At 75.5% G+C, this 15835-nt stretch carries 11 protein-coding genes and 1 pseudogene; 7 read left to right on the top strand and 5 right to left on the bottom strand.

Going from position 1 to position 15835, the window contains the following annotated elements; genetic code table 11:
• Nucleotides 1-281: 281 nt before the first annotated feature.
• Nucleotides 282-404, top strand: coding sequence for a hypothetical protein (locus KBZ10_RS29965; protein WP_282107758.1), 123 nt, complete (start codon nt 282-284; stop codon nt 402-404).
• Between the two features lie 243 nt (nt 405-647).
• Here the strand turns inward: KBZ10_RS29965 and KBZ10_RS00340 are convergent, their stop codons facing one another.
• From KBZ10_RS00340 to KBZ10_RS00325, 4 genes and pseudogenes are all read right to left on the bottom strand, one after another.
• Nucleotides 648-1088, bottom strand: coding sequence for a VOC family protein (locus KBZ10_RS00340; RefSeq protein ID WP_210985408.1), 441 nt, complete (start codon nt 1086-1088; stop codon nt 648-650).
• 144 nt (nt 1089-1232) lie between these two features.
• Nucleotides 1233-3308: a serine/threonine-protein kinase gene (locus KBZ10_RS00335; RefSeq protein ID WP_210985407.1), complete on the bottom strand. Its 2076-nt coding sequence runs from the start codon at nt 3306-3308 to the stop codon at nt 1233-1235.
• Nucleotides 3309-3391: 83 nt separating this feature from the next.
• Entirely contained in the window at nt 3392-3817 is a 426-nt protein-coding gene (locus tag KBZ10_RS00330) for a MarR family winged helix-turn-helix transcriptional regulator (protein WP_247701632.1), read from the bottom strand.
• Between the two features lie 344 nt (nt 3818-4161).
• A pseudogene (locus tag KBZ10_RS00325) lies at nt 4162-4794 on the bottom strand (DJ-1/PfpI family protein); the annotation flags it as partial.
• 700 nt (nt 4795-5494) lie between these two features.
• Here KBZ10_RS00325 and KBZ10_RS00320 point away from each other — a divergent pair.
• The 3 genes from KBZ10_RS00320 to KBZ10_RS00310 all read left to right on the top strand — a co-directional run bounded on the left by KBZ10_RS00320 (nt 5495) and on the right by KBZ10_RS00310 (nt 9266).
• Nucleotides 5495-6199 (top strand): GntR family transcriptional regulator, encoded by a 705-nt coding sequence (locus KBZ10_RS00320; protein ID WP_210985405.1) that lies wholly within the window; start codon nt 5495-5497, stop codon nt 6197-6199.
• A 121-nt stretch (nt 6200-6320) separates the two neighbouring features.
• The gene (locus KBZ10_RS00315) at nt 6321-8468 is read left to right on the top strand and encodes a glycosyltransferase family 2 protein (protein WP_210985404.1); all 2148 of its coding nucleotides are present in this window, start codon (nt 6321-6323) and stop codon (nt 8466-8468) included.
• A gap of 144 nt (nt 8469-8612) precedes the next feature.
• On the top strand, nt 8613-9266 hold the full coding sequence (locus KBZ10_RS00310; RefSeq protein ID WP_210985403.1) for a hypothetical protein: 654 nt from the start codon (nt 8613-8615) through the stop codon (nt 9264-9266).
• A gap of 66 nt (nt 9267-9332) precedes the next feature.
• Here KBZ10_RS00310 and KBZ10_RS00305 read toward each other — a convergent pair whose 3' ends face one another.
• Nucleotides 9333-10055, bottom strand: a complete 723-nt coding sequence (locus tag KBZ10_RS00305; protein WP_307847089.1) for an SLATT domain-containing protein — start codon at nt 10053-10055, stop codon at nt 9333-9335.
• Nucleotides 10056-10545: 490 nt separating this feature from the next.
• On the opposite strand from KBZ10_RS00305, the gene purD reads away from it, so the two are divergent.
• From purD to KBZ10_RS00290, 3 genes are all read left to right on the top strand, one after another.
• Entirely contained in the window at nt 10546-11805 is a 1260-nt protein-coding gene (purD, locus tag KBZ10_RS00300) for a phosphoribosylamine--glycine ligase (protein ID WP_210985402.1), read from the top strand.
• A gap of 373 nt (nt 11806-12178) precedes the next feature.
• Nucleotides 12179-13981, top strand: coding sequence for a hypothetical protein (locus KBZ10_RS00295; protein WP_210985401.1), 1803 nt, complete (start codon nt 12179-12181; stop codon nt 13979-13981).
• 199 nt (nt 13982-14180) lie between these two features.
• Entirely contained in the window at nt 14181-15674 is a 1494-nt protein-coding gene (locus KBZ10_RS00290; RefSeq protein WP_210985400.1) for a N,N-dimethylformamidase beta subunit family domain-containing protein, read from the top strand.
• Nucleotides 15675-15835 lie beyond the last annotated feature (161 nt).

The following is a 15835-nucleotide window of genomic DNA, read 5'->3' as shown; positions in this document are numbered from 1 at the left end:
AGGTGCCGCCCCGCGCCTGCCCGGACCGCTCCGCAGCCGCACCGGCCGGGCAGCAGGGGGAGTCGGCACGGACTGCGGCCTCGGCCCCGAAGGGCGTGGCCGAGGCAGAGCGGCCCGGAAAATCAAGACGACGTCCTCACGTTGCTCCGGGAGAGCCCGCATGGCTGATCAGCGCGTTACCTTCCACATCCACTACACGCCCGACGAGGGCGGCTACAACGCTCTGGAGCCGGTGACCGGTACCACGAAGCTGGGGCAAGGATCTCGCGGAGGCCAAAGCGATGATCACGGAAGCCCTGGAGCTGTACTTCGCCGAGGTGTCCCGGGAGCATGCCGAGGCCATCACCGCTCGACAGGCCGATGCCTGGTCCGGTGACGTCGATGTCACGGTGCAAGCCGCCTGACCTCCCCTTCCTCAGATCTCCTCCGACCGGCTCATCAAAGCTCTTGAGCGGCTCGGCTTCACGCGTCGGGATGGCAAGGGCTCGCACACGGTGCTGCGTCGGGGAAGCGTCGTCTGCGTGGTGCCGCATCGCAGCCCGGTCCCAGAGGGACCCTTGCCAACGTGCTGCGGCAGGCCGGCGTCAGTGTGCACGACCTCAGGGGCGCGATGTGACGAGCCGGGACGCCGTCGCCGTGCCGCCGCATCACTCCGGTGCCGGGAGTTCGAAACTCGGGATGCGTGCCAGGACGTCCAGGTAGTGCGCGTTGTACATGACGCCCAGGACGTTGCCGAAGGGGTCGGTCACGGAGGCCGTCACGAAGCCCTCCCCGCGCGGGGTGACGGGCTGGTATTCCGTGGCGCCCAGCGACAGCAGACGCTCCACGGCGGCCGCCACATCGTCGACGTGCCAGTGGACGACGGCGCCGCCCGGGCCGTCGGCCGCCGCGGCCGGAGGCGCGTAGCGGCGGTCGATCAGACCGAGTTCGGCCTGGAAGTCGCCGAGGCGGAATTCGGCGTAGGCGAGCTCGCCGTCCGGACCCGAGCGTTCGAAGTACGGCCTGATGCCCAGTAGTTCGCTGTACCAGCTCTTCGCCGCTTCGACGTCGTCCGCCCAGAAACTGACGGTGGCGAGACCTCGCAGCATGATCGTTTGGCCCTTCTCTCACCGCGAGGTTCTTCCGCTCGCGCCGTGCCGTCACGCTAGGGGTCCTTGCGGACAGGACGGGTCCTCAACGCGCGGCGGGCCGCGGCCGGGCCGGCGGGGCGCCGCTCCGATCGGCTTCCCGGGTCAGTCGATCCTCGTGTAGACGAGAGGTTTCTCGGTGCCCTCGCTGAAGACGCGGCGGAGGCCGCCGTCGGGCTCCAGTTCCAGGGTGGTGACCGGGCCCGGCCGGCAGGCCGTGGCGGGCTGGGCGACCTCCACGGTGGACGGCGACAGTTCGACCGGGGGGCCGACGCCCCGCAGACGGGCGCTGAACTCGCAGTGGTAGCCGGGGCCGTCGGCGTCCAGCCGGAAGACCGGGTCGCCGGGGCCGCCCTGCACGAGGGTGAAGCGGCGGACGTCCTGCTCGGCCGTGCCGAAGGCGGCCTCCCAGGTCCCCAGGTACTCCTGGGGCACGGCACCGGGCGAGGGGCGCGGCGAGGAGTCGGCGGCGGAGTCGGCGTCGGGGTCGGTGTCCGGGTTCGGGCTGTTCGGGCTCTCCGGGGCGCCGCCCTGGCGGCCGGCCGCGCGGTCACGGCTCTGGCCGGTGGCGCCGTCGTCCTTGAGCAGGGTGTAGACGGTCGTACCGCCGATGACCGCCACCGCCAGGGCCATGGCCGTGACCAGGGCGCTTATGCGCCAGTGCCGGGTGGCCCCGCTGGAGCCGTCGGGAGCCGCGTGGTCCGGCCGGTACGGGGGGAGGTAACCCGGCGTGGTGTTGTACTGCCGGGTGCCGTAGCCGTAGCCGGAACCGGGAGGCGGCGGGCCGTAGTACGGCGTGGAGGCGGGCGGCGCGGACCCCGGGGGCGGCGGAGGCGGGAAGTGTGCGGTGCCGGGGTGCCCGGGGTGCCCTGGCTGCGCGGGGTGTCCTGGGTGCGCGGCGGGCGGCGCCTGGTGGTGCTGCTCCCGTGCGGTCCGGTCCTCCCGGTCCTCCCGGTCCCACCGGCCCTCCCGTCCGGTCCGGTCCGCACGGCCGTCGCCGTGCTGCACGCCGTAGGGCCCGTTGGCGTACGGCACGTTGCCGTACGGGCCGGTGCCGGTACCGGTGCCGGGTCCGCCGGCCGGGGTGTGCTCCGGCGTCGGCTCGTACAGCCGTTCCCGCGCCTGGGCCCGCGCCTGCTCCTCCCGGGCGGGCTCGGCTCCGTGCAGCAGGCCGTGCCCGTCGCCGTACGCGTGTCCGGTGCCGGCCGCGGGACGGTCCGCCGCCGGAGCGGCCTCGGGCGCCGGGTCCGGGTCGCCGGCCGATGCCGGGTCCTCCGCGTCCAGCAGTCGTACGGCGTGCTGTCCGAGCTGGGCCACCACCCGGCCCGGGAGCCACGGCTCCAGGGCCCGGCCGTCGCCCAGCGTCGCGTCCGCACCCGAACGCTCCCGGAGTTCGGCGGGCGCGGGCCGCCCGGCCGGGTCCTTGCGCAGGCAGTCCGTGACCAAGTCCCGCAGGCCGTCCGGCAGTCCGGTGAGGTCCGGCTCCTCGCGCGCGATCCGGTACAGCAGCGCCGGTACGTCGCTCTCCGCACCGCCGAACGGCGTCCGCCCCGTCGCCGCGTGCACCAGTACCGAGCCGAGGCAGAAGACGTCACAGGCCGGTGTGATGCGTTCGCCGCGCACCTGTTCGGGCGCCATGAAGCCGGGGGAGCCGACCATCGCGCCGGTGCGGGTCGGCCCGCCGTCCGTGGCGGTCTCCAGGGCGCGGGCGATGCCGAAGTCGATGACGCGCGGCCCGTCGATGGTGACGAGGACGTTCGACGGCTTGAGGTCCCGGTGCACCAGCCCGGCGGCGTGGATGTCCTCCAGGGCGGCGGCCAGCGACGCCGCCAGGACGCGTACGGACCGCTCCGGTAGCGGACCGTGCTCGCCGACCAGCCGCTGGAGCGACGGCCCGGCGATGTACCCGGTCGCCACCCACGGCAGCGCCGCCTCGGTGTCCGCGTCCAGCACGGGCGCCGTCCACCGGCCGCCCACCCGGCGCGCGGCCCGCACCTCCCGGCGGAAGCGGTCCCGGAACTCGCCCTGTGCCGCGAGCTCCCGCCGTACGAGCTTGACCGCCGCGGTGCGCCCCCGGTCGGAACGGGCGAGGTAGACCCGGCCCATGCCGCCCGCGCCCAGCCGGCCCAGCAGCCGGTACGCCCCGATCCGCTGCGGGTCGCCCTCCCTCAGTTCATCCATAGCCCCGCGCCCTTCCCCCCTGGTGCTCTGCCGACACAGGGGGAGAATAGGGCGAGACGTCCGATGGCGGGACGACTGCGGGCTCAGCGACCCCCGATTGTGTCCATCGCGTCCACCAGCCGTTCCAGAACCCGTACCGTTTCCTCCAGTTCCCCGGGCTCCAGGGCCCCCGCCAGCCGCCGCGCGAACTGCGCGTGCGCCGGGCCGATGCGCTGGACGGCCGCCCGGCCCTCCTCGGTGGGGGACAGCAGTTTGGCCCTCCGGTGCGCCGGATTCGGCAGGTACTCGGCGAGTCCCCGGCTCGCCAGCAGATCGGCGACGCGCTGCACGCTCTGCCGGGTGACGCCCATCGCGCGGGCGATCCCGGCGACCGGCAGCGGTTCGCGGAGCACCGCGCCCAGCACCTGCCACCAGGCGGCGGTGAGCCCGGCCGGGCGGGCCATGGTCTCGGCCGCCGCGAGGAACTGCCCGTTGAGGCGGAAGGCCGCCAGGGCGGTACGGGACAGCAGTTCGGGTTCGGCGGGTGAGCCGGTACGGACGGGCGGGCGGGCCCTGTCCGGCCGCTCCGGGCTCCGCGAGTCCTGCGGCTCTTCCGGCGCCGCCGTGTGTCCGGCGCTGTGCAGGGCTTCCGTCTTACCGGTGCCCGGCCGGCTCTCCGTCTCCTCCTGTCGGCGTCGCGGCCCGTTCACGCGGCGCTGTCTCCCGGCGTGGATCCCGGCCCGGACTCCGCGCCGGGGTGCGGCGTCTCAGCCGTGCCGTTCACGGCGCCGCCCATACCGTCCCCGCTCCCGTCTCTGCCGCGGTCGCCGTCGCCGTCGCCGCCGCCGCGGCCGGTGCGGTCCGCGGCCGCCCGCTCCGCCGCGCTCATCAGGACGGGGAAGGCGGTCGGGTCCGAGGCCGCGTACAGCCGGAACCAGGCGTCCAGGACGTGCGGTTCCATGAGGTCCAGTTCGGCGGCGATCTCGCGGGCGAAGGCCACGGGCTCGGTCGGACCGGCGGTGATCAGCCCGCGGTCGCGGACGGCGTCCGCGTCGCGGTAGCGGTCGTGTCCCCGGTAGCCGGGCTGGTGGGCCAGGTACTCGGCGACGGCACTGGTGTGGTCCCGGTCGTCGAGCAGGCCCGCACGGGCGAGTCCGGCGGTGCCGCCGCAGATGGCGGCCACCGGGACGCCGGCGTCCAGGAAGGCGCGGGCCGCGGCGGCGAACGGGGCCAGCTCCTCGCCCGCGTCCCAGAGTTGCGCCCCCGGCAGGATCAGCAGCGAGCTGTCCGCGGGGCGCAGCGCGTCCAGCGCCATGTCGGGCAGCAGCCGCACACCGCCGATGGTGGTGACGGGCCGGCCGGCGGCGCCGGGCGAGACGGTCCGGACCTCGACCGCGCGGCGGGGAGCGCGGTGGTACGTGGTCTCGCGGAGGACGGCGGTGGCGTAGCCGAATTCCCAGTCGGCGAGGGTGTCGTAGACGGCGAGGTGCACGGTCGTGGTGGTCATGGCTTCTCCCGTGTCCGGACCCCGGTGTCCGGGATCGGTGGTGGCCGGCCGGTGGCGGCGCGGAGCACGCGGCGCCCGGCGGCATTGACAGCATGTTGTCAATATTGGGGGCCGCTGTCCACCGGGATGGACGCCTCCGGGTGCCCCGCCGCACGGCCCCGCACGGCCCCACGACACTCGGATGGCTTCCGGGCGCCGCGGTGCCGTGCGGCGCAGGTGGTGCGGGCCGCACGGGCGGCGGTGCCGGGGCAGGGGCGGCGGTACGGGCGGCGGTACGGGCGGCGCCGGACGACGGAGGGCCCGACGGCCCGGCTGGTACCGGCGTGGCGGCGTACCGGCGGAACCGGAACGGGATCATCCGCCGCCCGGCGCACTCCGGAACCCCGCGCCGGTGCGCGCCGGGCGATTCTTTTCGCCGCCCGGTGAACGGAAGCCGCCCCCGTCCCGTATCCATGGGTGCAACCGCCGCGGAGGCCGAGGAAGGGCGGGCGGCTCTCGACGAGGAGCCGCCGGTCGCCTTCGCGCATATGGTGCGAACGGGGCCCGCCGTGTCCGCACGGCCGGCCCCGTTCGTCCGGCCGTACCGTCCCACGTGCGGGGACGGGTGAATCCGCCGGAGACGGGTGCCCCGCCGTCGCCTAAGGTGACCCGGAGGCCGCGCGACCAGCGCACCCGTGTCACGGCGAAGGAGAACGCCCCCATGCCCGGCAGCGGCAGTCACCCCCGCGGCTCGGCAGTCACCCGGAACACCCTGCGGCAGCAGATCGCCGAGGCGCTCCGGGACGAGATACTGGCCGGCCGCCTGCCCGCCGGGCAGCACGTCGCCGTCAAGGAGATCGCCGAGCAGTACGGCGTCTCCGCCACCCCGGTGCGCGAGGCGCTGGTGGACCTCGCCGCGCAGGGCCTGGTCGACCTGGAGCACCATCGCGGTTTCCAGGTGCACCGGTTCGCCCCGGAGGACTTCCGCGACATGGTGGAGGCGCGCACCCTCATCGTCGACGGCATCTTCCGGCACGCGGTGCAGCGGATCCTGGAGGCCCTCACCCCGGCCGCGCTCCGCTCTCTGCGCCGCCGGGCGGACGAGGCGGTGCGGGCCTCCCGCGCGGGTGACCTGGATGTGCTCATCGGGCACGACCTGCGTTTCTGGCGGGAGCTCGGCCGGCTCGTCGGCAATCCGTACCTCCGCGACATGCTCGACCGGGTCCGGGTGCAGAGCTGGGTCTTCGCGGTGCCGTACCTGCGGCGGGAGACGGACCTCGCGGGGCGGCTGTGGAGCGGCCACGGCGAGCTGGCGGACGCCGTCGCCGCCCGCGACGAGCAGGCCGCCCGGCACATCATCGCGGGCTACAACGACCATTCGCTGGAACTGCTCGACCGCTTCACGACCCGATACGGACCGCTGTGACGACCGCCCGGCCCGCCGCGGCCCGCCGCGCCACCGGCGGGCCCACCCGGGCCCGCGGCGCCCACGCCCCCGTCCCGGTCATCTCCGCCGGGCGGCACGACAGGACGGGAGAAGGCCAGTAGTGAGCGAGACGTACGCGACCCGGGACGCGGAGGCCGGGAAGGGCGGGCCGGAGGGTGCCCCGGACGGCGCCGGAACGGACGCCCCGGAGGGCGGCGCGGCGGACACTCCCGCCGGCGGTCTCCCCGGAAGCCCGCCCCTCACCGCGGGCCCGGCCGGAGAACCGTCCGGAACCCTGCCGGAGGGCCCGGCCGGAAGCCTGTCCGAAGCCGCGCCCGTGCCCGAGCCCGCGCCCGAGCCCGAGCCCGAGCCCGAGCCCGAGCCCGTGCCCGAAGCTGCACCCGAACGCGCGCCCGAACCCGCGCCCGGATCCGGCACCGGTCCGGACGGCGCCGGCGGGCGGCGCGGCGCGGAACGCCGCCCCCGCCGACTGCGGCGGCCGCGCCCCGCCGCGCTCGCCGTGCCGGCCGGCTACGCCCTCTTCTCGCTGCTGCTGTACGCCGGTCTGTGGGCCGGTACCGGCCGGCGCTACCTCGTCGACAGCGGGCGGGACCAGAACCAGTGGGAGTGGTTCTTCGCGGTCACCGCCCACCACGTCTTCAGCGGCGACAGCCCGCTCTTCACCACGCTGCAGAACTATCCGCTCGGGGCGAACCTGATGGCGAACACCGCCATGTTCGGCGTCTCCGTCCCGCTGGCCCCCCTGACGGCCGTCCTGGGGCCCACGGTCACCTGGGGCGCCGTGCTCACGGGTGGTCTCGCCGCCACCGCCACCGCCTGGTACTGGCTGATCCGGCGGCATCTGACCGGCAACCGCACCGCGGCCGTCCTCGGCGGTGCCGTCGCCGCCTTCGCCCCGCCGATGATCTCCCATGCGAACGCCCACGCGAATCTGGTCGTGCTGTTCGTTCTGCCGCTGGTGATCGACCGGATGCTCAAGCTGTGCACGGGCCGCCGCGTCCTCCACGACGGGGTGGTCCTCGGCCTGTTGATGACCTGGCAGATCTTCCTGGGCGAGGAGGCGCTGCTGCTCGCCGTCACCGGCATGCTGGTCTTCGCCGCCGGGTACGCCGGTGCGCGTCCGCGTGCCGCCCGTGCCGCGGCCGGGCCGCTGGCGCGGGGTCTGCTGACCGGCGCGGGCGTCTGCCTGGCCCTGGTGGCGTATCCGCTGTACTGGCAGTTCTACGGCGAGCAGAGCTACGGGGCCATCCTCCACGGCCCGACCGGCAATCCGCTGCTCGCGCTCGTCGGGTTCGCCGAGCGCTCCCTCGCGGGCGACCCGGCGGCCGCCGACCGGCTCTCCCTCAACCCGACCGAGCAGAACGCCTTCTACGGCTGGCCGCTGGCCGTGCTGTTCCTCGTCGTCACGGTCGCGCTGTGGCGGCGCCCCGTGGTCAGGGCCCTGGCCGCCACCGTGCTCGTCGCGGCGGCCCTCTCCCTCGGCTCGGACATCTCGCTCGGCGGCACCGAGGGCGCGGCCACCGTCCCCGGCCCCTGGCGGCTCCTCGACGGACTGCCGCTCTTCGAATCGGTGATCGAGTCCCGGTACGCGATGGTGTGCGCCCCGCCCCTCGGCATGCTGCTGGCGCTCGGCTGGGCCGCCGTCTCGGATGCCGCCGCGGCGGCCCGGTCGTCCGCTTCCGCGTCCGACGACCGGGCCGGCCGCGACCGGGCCGTCCTCATCCGGGTCGCGGGCGCCCTGGCGCTCTGCGCCGCGCTGCTGCCCATCGCGCCCACGCCACTGGAGACCACCGAACGGCCGCCCGTGCCGGATGTGGTGGCGAGCGGCGCGTGGCGGTCGTATGTGAAGCCCGGCGAGTCCCTGGTGCCCGTGCCGCTGCCCTCACCCGGTGAGGCGAGCGCGCTGCGCTGGCAGATCGAGGCGGACTTCGCCTTCCCGCTGCCCGGCGGCTACTTCATGGGCCCGGCCGGCCCGCGGGTCCCGGGGCAGCCCACCCCGCCCGGCTACTACGGTGCCGTGCCCCGGCCGACCGGCGAGATGCTGTGGGACGTGCGCTGGAGCGGCCGGGTGCCCGCCATCGGCCCCGCGGAGCGCCGGGCCGCCCGCGAGGACCTCGCCTTCTGGCGGGCGGGCGCCCTGGTGCTCCAGCGGCAGCCGAACGACACGGCCCTGCGCGCCACGCTGGACCGGCTGCTCGGCGAGCCGGGACGGCCCGTCGGCGACGCCTGGGTCTGGGATCTCCCGTGACCGGGCAGAACGGGCAACAGGGTGGCCGGAGGCGGTCCCTCCGGCGGTTCCGCCCGGCTCCGTCCCGTGCCGCCGCCCGCGCGGCGGCCCCGCCCATTACGCTGATCCGACCATCGTGCCGACCCGGACAGAGAGCGAGTGCTCGTGGCGTGTGATCTGTGGCTCGTCCCGCTCGTCGATGTGCTGTGCCAGAGCCCCGACAACCCCTTCGCCGAAGAGATCGCGGTCTACGACAAGGCCCTGCGCGAGGCGAGCCTGCCCCCCGTTCCCGTGTTCGGCTACATGCCCGGCCTGAGCGGGGACGTCGCCCCCGTCGCCGGCTTCGACTACGACGCGCTGCACTTCCTGCGCCGCGCCTACATGCTCCAGGTCTGCGGACTGCCGGTGACCCCGGTGGACGAACTCGGCGGCGACTACGAACAGTTGCTGGAGATGTTCGAGACCACCGCGCAGCAGTCGCATCTGGTCTGGCACTACGACCACGCCGGCGCCTACGTTCCCGTCGACTTCACCCAGCCGCTCTCGAACGACGAACTCCTGGGCGGCGGCGGTCCGCTGGGCTCCGCGCACGGCCTGCTCCGCGAACTGGAGGCGGTCGCCCCGGCGATCGGCATCGACCCGGTCAACCCCCCGCTGGCCCCCGCGCCGCCGGGCCGCCCCACCAGCCTGGAGGAGCCGGCGATCACCGTCCCGTACGAGGACGCCAGCCCGTATGCCCGCGAACGGCACGTGTGGCTGGGGCTGAACGCGGCGGCGACCCGGAGCCTCAGCCAGGGATCGATGATCGTCTTCAGCTGACCGGAGACCCGCCCGGGGGGGCGCGCCGCCCGCCCTGCGCGCCCCCCGGCGCCCGGGCCCGGGCTCCTACCGCGGAGGCTCGGGCGGCCGCTGCCGCGGCATGTTGGGCCGGGTGCCCGGCGGCAGCTGGAAGCGGGTGACCGTACGGCCCTCCTGCCGGCCCCAGGGCACCAGCGACTGGGTGAGCAGCGGCGCCGAACCGGACCGGAACTCCACCATCCAGTCCGCCGTCTCGAACCGCACGAGCTCCGACACGTCCTCCGAGAAGCGGCGCAGCACCGACAGGCAGCGCTCGGCGGCCTCGCTCGCCGTGCCCTCCGTCGGGCCGAGCACCTCGCGGATGCTCTCCGAGGCCCAGTCGAACTGCAGCGCCTCCAGCCGGCGCTGCACCGCCTGCGCCGTGGCGACGTTCCGCATCCAGCCGGAGGTCAGTCCGAAGAAGCGGTCGCAGACCACACACGCGGCGGCACCGACCAGCGCGGCGCAGCCCCAGGCCGCGCCGTGGCCGACCGCGCCGGTCAGCTCCAGCAGCGGCAGCGAGAAGCCGGCCGTGGCCAGCAGGGCGCTGCCGGTCCGCAGCAGTCTGGCGCCGCGGCGCTTCCAGCCGCGCTCGGCGAGATACCACTCGGAGGTGCGCAGCGCGCGCTCCTCCACCCAGCGGTACAGCTCGTCGAGCCGTTCCGCGGGCTCTCCCCAGTCACCGAGCGGAAGAGGACGGCCGAGCAGATCGCCCTGCCGTCCACCGTCCTTCGGAGGAGGCCCCTCGGGCTGCATTTCCGGCTGGCTCACCCGTGTGCTCCCTCTGTGGTCGCTCTGTGGTCGGCGGTCTGCCCGCAAGGATGCCGTCCCCCCGTGCCCGGCAGAACACGAGGGACGTGCGAGAACCGCGTGACGGCTGCTGCGCGCCACCCTTCATACCGCCGAATGGTGGGGCTCACCTGCGATACCGCTCGATTTACCCACAGATGGGGCCTGTGATCAGGTATAGAGCCCGATTCGATCACTCGAAAGGGTGGTGGCCACCCGAAGCCGGGATACGTCCCGCGCGTCCCCGCGATGCCGTCCACGGGCGCGCCCCGTGCGCCGCAAGGGGCCCGAGAGGCCCCTGAGGTCTCCAACTCCCTTGCCCGGCACGGTATCCCGGCGCCCCCGGAGGCCGCGGCGGAGCCGACCGGACGGCCCGGGCGGGCCCGTGTACGGCCGCGCGCCCGGACGGCCCGGGCGTCCGGGCGTGAGACGGCTCCGCGGGCCCGCACCGCCGGCGGCTACCCTGAGCCGGGTGAAGGTCCTCGTCATCGGCGGCGGCGCCCGCGAACACGCCCTGTGCCGCTCTCTCTCCCTCGATCCCGACGTCACCGAGCTCCACTGCGCCCCCGGCAACGCCGGCATCGCGGAGGTCGCCGAACTGCACGCGGTCGACGCCCTCGACGGCGCGGCCGTGGCGGAGCTCGCCGCGGACCTCGGCGCCGGCCTGGTCGTCGTCGGCCCCGAGGCACCCCTGGTCGCCGGGGTCGCCGACGCCGTGCGCGCCCGGGGCATCCCCGCCTTCGGCCCGTCCGCGGAGGCGGCGCGGCTGGAGGGCTCCAAGGCGTTCGCCAAGGACGTCATGGCGGCCGCCGGCGTGCCCACCGCCCGCAGCCACGTCTGCACCACCCCCGAGGAGATCGACGACGCGCTGGACGCCTTCGGCGCCCCCTACGTCGTCAAGGACGACGGCCTCGCCGCCGGCAAGGGCGTCGTCGTCACCCACGACCTGGAGGCGGCCCGCGCCCACGCGCTGAGCTGCGAGCGGGTGGTGATCGAGGAGTTCCTGGACGGCCCAGAGGTCTCCCTCTTCGCGGTCACCGACGGCCGGACGGTCGTCCCGCTCCAGCCCGCCCAGGACTTCAAGCGCGCCCTGGACGGCGACGAGGGCCCCAACACCGGTGGCATGGGCGCCTATTCGCCTCTGCCGTGGGCCGCTCCCAAGCTGGTCGACGAGGTGCTGGACACCGTCCTCCAGCCCACCGTGGACGAACTCCGCCGCCGCGGCACGCCGTTCTCGGGCCTGCTGTACGCGGGACTGGCGATCACCTCGCGCGGCGTACGCGTCATCGAGTTCAACGCCCGCTTCGGCGACCCGGAGACGCAGGTCGTGCTGGCCCGGCTGCGCACCCCCCTCGCCGGGCTGCTGCTGGCGGCGGCCACCGGCGACCTCGCCGACGTCCCGCCGCTCACCTGGGACGGCGGCGCCGCCGTCACGGTCGTCGTCGCCTCCCACAACTACCCCGGCACGCCCCGCACCGGCGACCCGGTCACGGGCCTGGACGCGGTGGCGGCCGAGGACGAGCACGCGTACGTGCTCCACGCGGGCACCCGGCGCGACGACTCCGGGCGGGTGCTCAGCGCGGGCGGGCGCGTCCTGTCGGTGACGGCCACCGGGCCGGACCTGGCCGCGGCGCGCGACCGGGCGTACCGCGCCGTGGACCGCATCGGCCTCGACGGCTCGCACCACCGTACGGACATCGCGGCCGGGGCGGCGGAGGCCGCCGGAGCCTGACAACGATCCCTCCGGCCCCGCCGGTTCCGCACGGGCCCCGGTCCCCGGCCGCACCCCGCGCGCGGCCGGGGACCGGGGCTTCGCGATGTCGCGCGAGTGTCCCGTACACCACGCCCTGGCGAATGAGCTCTGACCAAAGCCATTCCATCGGGTGACCGCCCGGAGGTCCTGCTGACGTACCCCCGCCCCGCCGCTTAGGGTGCCCGCAGACGGCCCCGTACCGGTTCCCGACCGGACGGGAGCCCGTTGCGGCAACCGGACCACCGGCGTTGCGGTGGCCGTGCCCGGTGCCACAGTGGGGGTGGGGAACAGTCGGCAGACCAGCAGGGAGTGAGTTTCGTTGGCGTCCGAACCGGCCGGTGCGGAGCCCGGAATGAGGGTGGCGCGCACCCGGGCCCTGGCGGTCCTCCACGTCCGGGGTACGGCGACGGCCGCCGCCCTCCTCCCCGCCGCCGTCGCGATCGTGCTGTTCGCCGCGGCGGCCTCCGGCCGGGCGACCGGCCCGGCCTGGGACACCGCCCGCTGGGCGGTCACCGGCCTGGCGCTCACCGTCCTGCTCCCGGCGGTGGTCACGGCGGCGGTCGTCGCGCGGGCCCGGCCCGCCGTCAGCCCGACCGTGGCGATCCGGGAGGAGACCGCCCCGGATCTCTACCGCCTCGTCCGCGAACTCGCCGACCGGCTCGGCGTGCCCGCGCCCTCCGCCATAGCGACCACCCCCGACTGCGACAGCTGGCTGGAGGACCGCGCGCATCTCACGCGCCGGCCGGCCCCGCGCGGCCCGGCCGGGCACGGACTTCCGCCGCACCGGACGGGACCGCGGGGGCGGCGGGACCGGCTCTTCCGCCGCCCCGCGCCCGAGCCGCCGGAGCTGGTCATCGGTTCGCCCTTCCTGTGGTGGATGCGGGTGGCCGAACTGCGGGCCCTGCTCGCCCCCGTGGTCGCCGGAACGGGTCCCTCGGCGCAGCCCGACATAGCGGCCGCCCGGCGCTTCGTCCGCGGCCTGGACGCGGCCGTGGCCGTCGCCGCCCGGCACCGGGCGCTCGCCGTCACCGGCTGGGCCGCCCGGACCCTGCTGCGCGCCTGCCGCGCCCACGCGGCGGAGATGGAGCGCGGGGTCGCCGCCGCCGCGTCGGCCCGCGCCCAGACGGTCGACTACGGCCTGCGGATCGTCGCCCAGGAGCAGGTCGGCCTCGCCTACGCGGGCTGGGACCGGCTGCTGACCCGGGTGGCGCTCCCGGCCTGGCGGATGGGCCGCTGGCCGTCCCGGCTCGACGCCGGGGTGGTCTCCGCGCTGACCGAGCTGTCCCGGCGCGACCGGCTCGCCGAGGGCTTCGCCTCCCGGCTGGGCGAGCGCCCGGCCTGCGACCTGCTGGAGGAGCCGGGGGTCGTCGACGAGGCGGCGTCGCTGCTGGCGGCGCGGCTGTTCCACGGCGGCCCGGCGGAGCGTGGCCCGGGCTGGACGCCGGTCGACTGGGAGACGTATCCGGAGGAGATCGTGGACCGCAAGTGGCGGCTGGACGCCGCCCGCCTCCAGCGGGTCCTCGACGAACTCCCGCCCGCGGCCGGCCCGGGAACCCGTCACCTGCCGGCCGGCGCGGCCGCGCGCGCGGTGCCCCCCGGGGAGCCGGGCGGGGTGCGGACCGCGGTGGCGGCCGACGCGGCGGCCGCCGCGCCCGTACCCCCCGCCGTTCCCGCGGTGCCCCACGGCGAGTCCTCGGCCGGACCGCCCCTCGGCCCCACCCTCGCCCGCGTCCTGGACCACTTCACCGGCGGACGGGCCGCCGGCGACCGGGAGACGGCCGAGCGGCTGGCCGCCCGTCTCGACGCGGAGATCCGCCGCGAGGAGCGGGACCGCGAGCGGTCCGGCGCGCGCGGCGGCGCGGAGCCCCGCGGGGCGGACTCCGTACCGCTCTTCCCCCTCCAAGTCCCCCGTTCCGGAAAGGAACTGCTGGTCGACCATGTGACGGCCATGATCTGCTGCGCGGCGGTGGACACCGCCGGGGCGGCCCCCGGTCTTGACTGGCTCGACGGCCCCGTGCTGTTGTTCGGCGACAGTCGGCCGGCGGACCTCGGGGGCCCCGTGCTGCGCCTCGTCGAGGAGGGGGACGACACCGAACTGCGCGGCTGGCTCAACGAGGCGGGGGTCCGCCCGGAGAAGCCGGTACGCCTCGTATGACGGGCCGGCGGCGCGGTGCCGGCGAAGAACGGCACAGAATCGAACACGGCAATTCGCGACGGCGGTGACGGAATGCGCGCGGAATGTGATGTGCTGTCACGTATGGCCGGCTCTCCGGCCGCGCCGGGGATCTCGTGAGCAAGGGGCGCGACGGAGGGGCACGGCCGGGCAGGACGCGGTGCGGGGAGGGGAACGTTCGATGGGTACCGATCACATCCGGCGCTGGGAGTCGGGGGCCCTCGCGCACGCCGTCACGGACCCGTTCGGACAGGGCCCGCTGCCCTGGCTCCGCGGCAGCGAGAACTACTTCGACGACACGGGCCGCATCGTCCCCTGGTACGTCGACCCGGCCGTCGCCCTCGACGAGCCCGGCATCCCGCGGCCCCGCCGCGGCTCCGGCAGTTCCTCCCCCCGCACGGCCGACGACGTCGGCCGGCAGATCAAGGGATTCGTGTCCACCGGCGCGGTGGCCCCCGGCGAGGCCCTGGACTTCCACATCGAGGTCAACCCGCCCCAGCAGTTCAGCGTGGACATCTACCGCATCGGCCACTACGCCGGTGACGGCGCGGCGAAGATCACCACCAGCCCGCGGCTCTCCGGGATCGCCCAGCCCACCCCGCTCACCGCCGACCGCACGGTCTCCTGCCACCACTGGTGGCTCTCCTGGCGGCTCCACGTCCCCGGCTACTGGAACACCGGCGCCTACGTCGCCGTCCTCACCACCGCCGACGGCTACCGCAGCCACGTCCCGTTCACCGTCCGCGACGACCACCCCGCGGACCTGCTGCTGGTGCTCCCCGAGACCACCTGGCAGGCGTACAACCTCTACCCCGAGGACGGCCACACCGGCGCCAGCCTCTACCACGCCTGGGACGAGCAGGGCCGCCTGCTGGGCGAGGAGGACGCGGCCGTCACCGTCTCCTTCGACCGCCCCTACGCCGGCGCCGGGCTCCCCCTCCACGTCGGCCACGCCTACGACTTCATCCGCTGGGCCGAGCGCTACGGCTACGACCTCGCCTACGCCGACACCCGCGATCTGCACGCCGGCCGCGTCGACCCCAGCCGCTACCGCGGCCTGGTCTTCCCCGGCCACGACGAGTACTGGACGATCCCCATGCGCCGCGCCGCCGAGCGGGCCCGGGACGGCGGCACCTCCCTCGTCTTCCTCTCCGCCAACACCATGTACTGGCAGGTGGAGCTCTCCCCGTCGGCCTCCGGCGTCCCCGACCGCCTGCTGACCTGCCGCAAGCGCCGCGGGCCCGGCCGCTCCGCCCTCTGGCGCGACCAGGGAGCGCCGGAACAGCAGCTGCTCGGCATCCAGTACCTCGGCCACGTCCCGGAGCCCCGTCCGCTGATCGTGCGGAACGCCAAGCACTGGCTGTGGGAGGCCACCGGCGCGGGCGAGGGCGATGAACTGCCCGGACTCGTCGCGGGGGAGGCCGACCGCTACTTCCCGCGCACCGCCCTGCCCGAGCACACCCACCGCATGCTCCTCGCCCACTCCCCGTACGAGGACCGGGCGGGCGCCCTCCGCCACCAGGAGACCTCCATCTACCGCGCCCCCAGCGGCGCCCTGGTGTTCGCCTCCGGCACCTTCGCCTGGTCCCCGGCGCTCGACCGGCCGGGCCACACGGATCCACGCGTCCAGCGGGCCACGGCCAACCTCCTGGACCGCATCTGCAAACGCGACTGAGGCGCGAGCAGGCGCGAACGGGCGCGAACGGGCGCGAGGGGCATGGCCCGGGCGCTGCCGAGGTACTCGCGGGGGACGGCCGCAGTGAGCCGGGACGGGCTTCCGGTACGACGCCCGGGCACCCTGGACGGGCCGCGCCGGTGCCCGTGCGGAAGAATCGG

This window comes from Streptomyces sp. F63 (assembly GCF_018070345.1).
Taxonomy (GTDB): Bacteria; Actinomycetota; Actinomycetes; order Streptomycetales; family Streptomycetaceae; genus Streptomyces.
The sequence above is the reverse complement of the archived record's forward strand: the minus strand, read 5'-3'. Positions and strand labels throughout refer to the sequence as shown.

Excerpts from the sequence above, each read along its gene's own strand:
- KBZ10_RS29965 (WP_282107758.1), top strand. The coding sequence starts at position 282 with ATGATCACGGAAGCCCTGGAGCTGTACTTCGCCGAGGTGTCCCGGGAG.
- KBZ10_RS00340 (WP_210985408.1), bottom strand. The coding sequence starts at position 1,088 with ATGCTGCGAGGTCTCGCCACCGTCAGTTTCTGGGCGGACGACGTCGAA.
- KBZ10_RS00335 (WP_210985407.1), bottom strand. The coding sequence starts at position 3,308 with ATGGATGAACTGAGGGAGGGCGACCCGCAGCGGATCGGGGCGTACCGG.
- KBZ10_RS00320 (WP_210985405.1), top strand. The coding sequence starts at position 5,495 with ATGCCCGGCAGCGGCAGTCACCCCCGCGGCTCGGCAGTCACCCGGAAC.
- KBZ10_RS00295 (WP_210985401.1), top strand. The coding sequence starts at position 12,179 with ATGAGGGTGGCGCGCACCCGGGCCCTGGCGGTCCTCCACGTCCGGGGT.
- KBZ10_RS00290 (WP_210985400.1), top strand. The coding sequence starts at position 14,181 with ATGGGTACCGATCACATCCGGCGCTGGGAGTCGGGGGCCCTCGCGCAC.